The organism is Williamsia sp. (assembly GCF_036566845.1).
Classification (GTDB): Bacteria; Actinomycetota; Actinomycetes; order Mycobacteriales; family Mycobacteriaceae; genus Williamsia.
Genome location: NZ_DATCVM010000100.1, coordinates 1 through 4,775, shown reverse-complemented (window position 1 = coordinate 4,775; position 4,775 = coordinate 1). Strand labels below are relative to the sequence as shown.

At 63.8% G+C, this 4,775-nt stretch carries 4 protein-coding genes; all 4 read left to right on the top strand.

Going from position 1 to position 4,775, the window contains the following annotated elements; genetic code table 11:
• Positions 1 to 83 precede the first annotated feature (83 nt).
• The 4 genes from VIQ49_RS08850 (at position 84) to VIQ49_RS08835 (ending at position 4,216) form a co-directional block, all read left to right on the top strand.
• Positions 84 to 791, top strand: a complete 708-nt coding sequence (locus VIQ49_RS08850; RefSeq protein ID WP_331883352.1) for a hypothetical protein — start codon at positions 84 to 86, stop codon at positions 789 to 791.
• 415 nt (positions 792 to 1,206) lie between these two features.
• The gene (gene istA / locus VIQ49_RS08845) at positions 1,207 to 2,805 is read left to right on the top strand and encodes an IS21 family transposase (protein WP_331883349.1); all 1,599 of its coding nucleotides are present in this window, start codon (positions 1,207 to 1,209) and stop codon (positions 2,803 to 2,805) included.
• Positions 2,802 to 3,602 carry an IS21-like element helper ATPase IstB gene (gene istB, locus VIQ49_RS08840; RefSeq protein ID WP_331883346.1) on the top strand — a complete coding sequence of 267 codons (801 nt, stop codon included), beginning with the start codon at positions 2,802 to 2,804 and terminating at the stop codon, positions 3,600 to 3,602. The genes istA and istB overlap by 4 nt, the downstream gene beginning before the upstream one ends.
• A 38-nt stretch (positions 3,603 to 3,640) precedes the next feature.
• A complete protein-coding gene (locus tag VIQ49_RS08835) occupies positions 3,641 to 4,216 on the top strand; it encodes a hypothetical protein (protein WP_331883344.1) in 576 nt (191 codons plus the stop codon).
• The last annotated feature ends 559 nt before the right edge of the window (positions 4,217 to 4,775 follow it).

Here is a 4,775-nt window from a genome sequence, read left to right as displayed (position 1 = left end):
TGCTCTCGTGATAGAACAACGGCCAGTGCTTGCTTAGCGAGGACGCCAAAGCAAGTCAAGCAAGCGCTGGCGGAAGGGGGAACATGGCGGCGCGACTGACCAGAGAAGATCGTCTTGATCGTCTGGTCGCAAAGATTCGGCAACGCGTCGATGCTGTCCCCGCGACGACGCGCCTCTTGAGGCAGATGCCGAAGAGCAAACTTGGAGTACTCGTTCGCGAAGCAGGATATGAACGGACTTCTACCAAGCTTCTGGAACTGCTAAGCGACCGATTCCGAAATGCAGGGGTCGAGTTCAGTCCGGAATTGATCGACCCGGCCAACACGCCGGCATCGCTCATCTACTTCTTCGACGCGAAGCGCCCGATCAAAGGACTGCAGCCAACCCGCGAACTGTTCAAAGTCGAGAGTCAGCTTTCCCGCTTCCTCTGGCTGAATCACAATTTCCTCAACCAAGCCACCAACAATCTGCGCATCATCGAGCGGGAGAAACAGCTCGCTCCAGGATCCAAGATCGATCTGCTTGCGGTCGATACGAAGACGCGAGAATTGGTCGGTATCGAGCTCAAGGCCGAAGAGCCGGATCAGGGAATCGTTGCGCAGGCCTCCAAGTACATGAAGGCGTTGAAGGCTCTCGCGGAGAAGGACGGGCGGCCTGGAGCCCGCCTCATCATCATCACAGGACAGCCGGACGATGAGCTCGCCGATCTTGTTCAGCTCCAGGCGGAGAAGGTGGGCGTGAGGACAGATTGGTTTCTTTATCGGGTTCGGTTCGAACTGAACAGGCACTGAGGCAGTCGACCTGAAACTCCGAGGAAAAAGATGTGCGACCGGACGTCAGGGAAGTTCGACCGCGACGCACTTGGGTTGCCAGGAGCAACCGAGAGGCTTGGCTGTCATCGGCATGCGGGCACGGGGTGGCGTCAATGCCTTGAGATCGCGTGCCGAGTACTACGCGGTTTGCCGAGGCAACGTCGACAACATCGTCCGAACTGCCGTGGCTGTGACAGCCTGATTTGGCCCCTGGCGGACGGCTAGAAATGGCTCCACCTGTGTGGTCGCGGGAGTGCCGTTGTGACGGTCTGATTTGGCCCCGTCTTCACGACACTCCGCGTCGGTTATGACGACGTGAATTGGCCCCACCTGACAGTGATCACGTGCGGTTCGGACGGCCCGGATCGCTTGTGACGAGGGTGGTGGCTGGAGGGTGAGGTCAAAGGTGGAGCAGTTCGCGGCGATCCGCCGGGATCATCGGGTCGAGGGGTTGTCGATCCGGGCGCTGGCCGACAAGCATCGGGTGCATCGACGCACGGTGCGCCAGGCGTTGGAGTCGGCGGTGCCGCCGCCGCGTAAGACGGCGCCGCGGGTGGCGCCGCGGTTGGAGCCGTTCAAGGCGGCCATCGATGAGATGTTGCGGTCGGATCTAGAGGCTCCGAAGAAGCAATGCCACACCGCCCGAAGGGTTTTGGCACGTCTGGTCGATGAACATGATGCGACCGGTTTGTCGTACTCGACGGTGCGTGACCACGTCCGTAAACGTCGTCCGCAGATCGCGGCCGAGGCAGGCCGGGCGTTGGAAGCAGGGTTTGTGCCGCAGACGTATCGTCCGGGTGCTGAGGCTGAGGTCGACTTCCACGATCTGTGGGTGGTGCTGGCCGGGGTGAAGACCAAGACCGCCTTGTTCACGATGCGGTTGTCGTTCTCGGGGCGGGCAGCGCATCGGGCGTTCGCAACGCAGGGGCAGGAGGCGTTCCTGGAAGGCCACGTGTACGGGTTCACCCGCCTGGGCGGGGTGCCGGTCGACAAGATCCGCTACGACAACCTCAACAGCGCGGTCAAGCAGGTGCTGTTCGGACGCTCACGTCAGGAGAACGAGCGCTGGATCGCGTTCCGGTCGCACTTCGGTTTTGAAGCCTGGTATTGCCAGCCCGGTCATGACGGCAGCCACGAGAAGGGCGGTGTGGAGGGCGAAGGGGGCCGGTTCCGGCGCAACCACTGCGTGCCAATGCCGGTGGTCGACTCCCTCGACGAGCTCAACGCGATGCTGGCCGCTGCCGACGACGCTGACGATCATCGTCGGATCGCTAACCGCGCCAACAGTGTTGGTCAGGACTGGGAAACCGAGCGACAGTTCCTGCAGCCGGTCACCGAGGAACCCTTTGATACGGCGTTGACGTTGACCCCGCGGGTGGATCGGTATGCCCAGATCATGGTGCGTTGCAACCAGTACTCGGTGCCGGCCCGGTTCATCGGGCATCGGGTGCGGGTGAAATTGTCGGCCTCCCACGTCACCGTCTATGACCGCACCACCGTGGTGGCGCGGCATCCGCGTGCGATCGGCAAGGGCACCAAAGTGCTGGACCTGGACCACTATCTGGAGATCCTGGCCCGCAAACCCGGAGCGCTGCCCGGGGCCACCGCGCTGGCCCAGGCCCGGGCAGCCAAACTGTTCACCGCCGAGCACGACGCCTGGTGGGCGGCCGCCCGTAAGACCCACGGCGATGCCGCGGGCACCCGCGCCCTGGTCGAGGTGCTGCTGCTGCACCGCCATCTGGATCGCGCTGATGTGCTGGCCGGAATCGGGGCGGCCCTGTCGGTGGGGTCGGCCAATGCTGATGTGGTGGCGCTGGAGGCCCGCAAGGCTGCCGAACAGCGCCGCGGCGGCGCAGGACTTACAGCCGGATCGGTCCACAACGCAGAGCTGCTTCTACTGGCGCAGCACCGTCTGGGGATAGCGATCATGGATGACCGTCCGCTGCCGTCGGTGGTCGCCTACGACACCCTGTTGGGCCGGCAGAGCTCATGAGTCCGCAGCGCCGCACTGTCACCGACCAGGCCGCGGTCGCGGCGATCGAACAGGGCGCCCGGATGTTGCGGCTGCCCACGATCCGCGACCGCTTCGCCGAGATCGCCGCCGCGGCCGAACGTGAACAACAGTCCTATCTGGGGTTCCTCTCGGAGTTGGTGATCGCCGAGTGCGAGGACCGGGATCGGCGCCGCGCCGAGCGTCGCGTGCGCGATGCTGGGTTTCCCCGGCCAAAGCGGCTCGACGAGTTCACCTTTGAGGCCAACCCGGCGATCAACCCGGCGGTTATCGGCACTTTGGCCAGCTGCGCCTGGGTCAAAGCCGGCGAGCCATTGTGTTTGATCGGTGACTCCGGGACCGGCAAAACCCACCTGCTGATCGGGCTGGGAACCCTGGCCGCCGAGACCGGCTACCGCGTCCGCTACACCCTGGCCAGCAAGCTGGTCAACGAGCTCGTCGAAGCCGCCGACGATGCCCAGCTGAGCAAGCTGATCACCCGCTACGGTCGCGTTGATCTGCTGCTGATCGACGAGCTGGGATACCTGCAGCTGGATCGACGTGGTGCGGAGTTGTTGTTCCAGGTGCTCACTGAACGTGAAGAACGCTCGGCGGTGGCGATCGCCTCCAACGAACCTTTCTCGGCGTGGACCAAAACCTTCACCGACCCGCGATTGTGCGCGGCCATCGTCGACCGGTTGACCTTCGCCGGACAAATCATCGAGACCGGCACCACCTCCTACCGGCTGGCTCACGCCCGCACACGACGCCACTCCACTACCGAGCCCAGCAGTACCTGAACCCCGCCGGCCCGCGCGGCCGATACAGTGACCAGGACATGTTGGTCGCCGATCTGCAGCACTTCCTCGACCTGGGCCCCGACACCCCGGGGCCGGCCCGCAAGCTCGCCGAGCACCTGGCCGGCATTGTCGCCGCAGCGTCAGCCGGCGACGCCCACACCCCATGGGAGACCGCTCTGCCATGCCGGCGCCGCCCGGCCAACAGCCGGTGCCCCGGCCGCATCACGGTGGTCTGTGCCCAACCCGATCAACCCATCGGCTGGCGCTGCACCCGCTGCGGTGACGACGGCACCATCAGCAACTGGGCTGGATCCATCTACGACCTACGCCGACGAGGGTTGACCGCGGCCCAACCGCGCCACGACATCCTCATCGACGCCGATACCGCAGCGATCCTGCGGACCCTGCCGTTCCTCGACAATGACTGCCAACGAGCAGTTTTCGCGATCCGCAGCAACAACAACGAGCTGCACCTCGCGATGACTGAGACCGAACTCGACGACCTGATCGACGCTCTGGCTGCCGAGTCCAACCATGAACCCAACCGGCGCCGTCAACGACAACTCGACACCGCCTACGAAGCGCTCACTGCCGCCGCCGACCAACCTCGCTAACGACCGCGATGGCCCTCCTCAATCCCACACCGCACATCGAGGACCTTCTCGCCGAAGTCGACCGCAACCCCACCGCCATCATCTGGGCCTAACGCCGAAACCACCCGCCACAGCCTGCACCCGACCGATCTGGGGCCAAATCTCGCCGTCACACCGGGGCCAATTCAAGTTGACATTGCCACCCCACTTCTTGGGAAGTGGTCCTAAGCTCGGGAAGTGGTCTTCAGCCCGGTCTCAATCACGGGGAACACGCCACCTGGACCCCACCCGCCGCGGTAAGGCACGATGGGAAACGAGGTGGAAGCCCGCGCTCAATGCGTTCGCGATCACCTTCAACGGCCGGATCACTCCGACTGGCAAACTAACCGCTGCCAGGATCAGATCCACCGTTATCGGACAGTCCCATCGGCTGCGAGCATATGCGTTAGCATGGTTGTATCGTACGGACTGCGGGAAACGCGGGGACTTTCACATTACTTTGGGGATCGAAAATCGATGGCACCAGCCGACTATCTAAAGCGCGTTGTGATCACAGCGAGGCACCTTGTTGTGCACCCAC

Excerpts from the sequence above, each read along its gene's own strand:
- VIQ49_RS08850 (WP_331883352.1), top strand. The coding sequence starts at position 84 with ATGGCGGCGCGACTGACCAGAGAAGATCGTCTTGATCGTCTGGTCGCA.
- istB (WP_331883346.1), top strand. The coding sequence starts at position 2,802 with ATGAGTCCGCAGCGCCGCACTGTCACCGACCAGGCCGCGGTCGCGGCG.
- VIQ49_RS08835 (WP_331883344.1), top strand. The coding sequence starts at position 3,641 with ATGTTGGTCGCCGATCTGCAGCACTTCCTCGACCTGGGCCCCGACACC.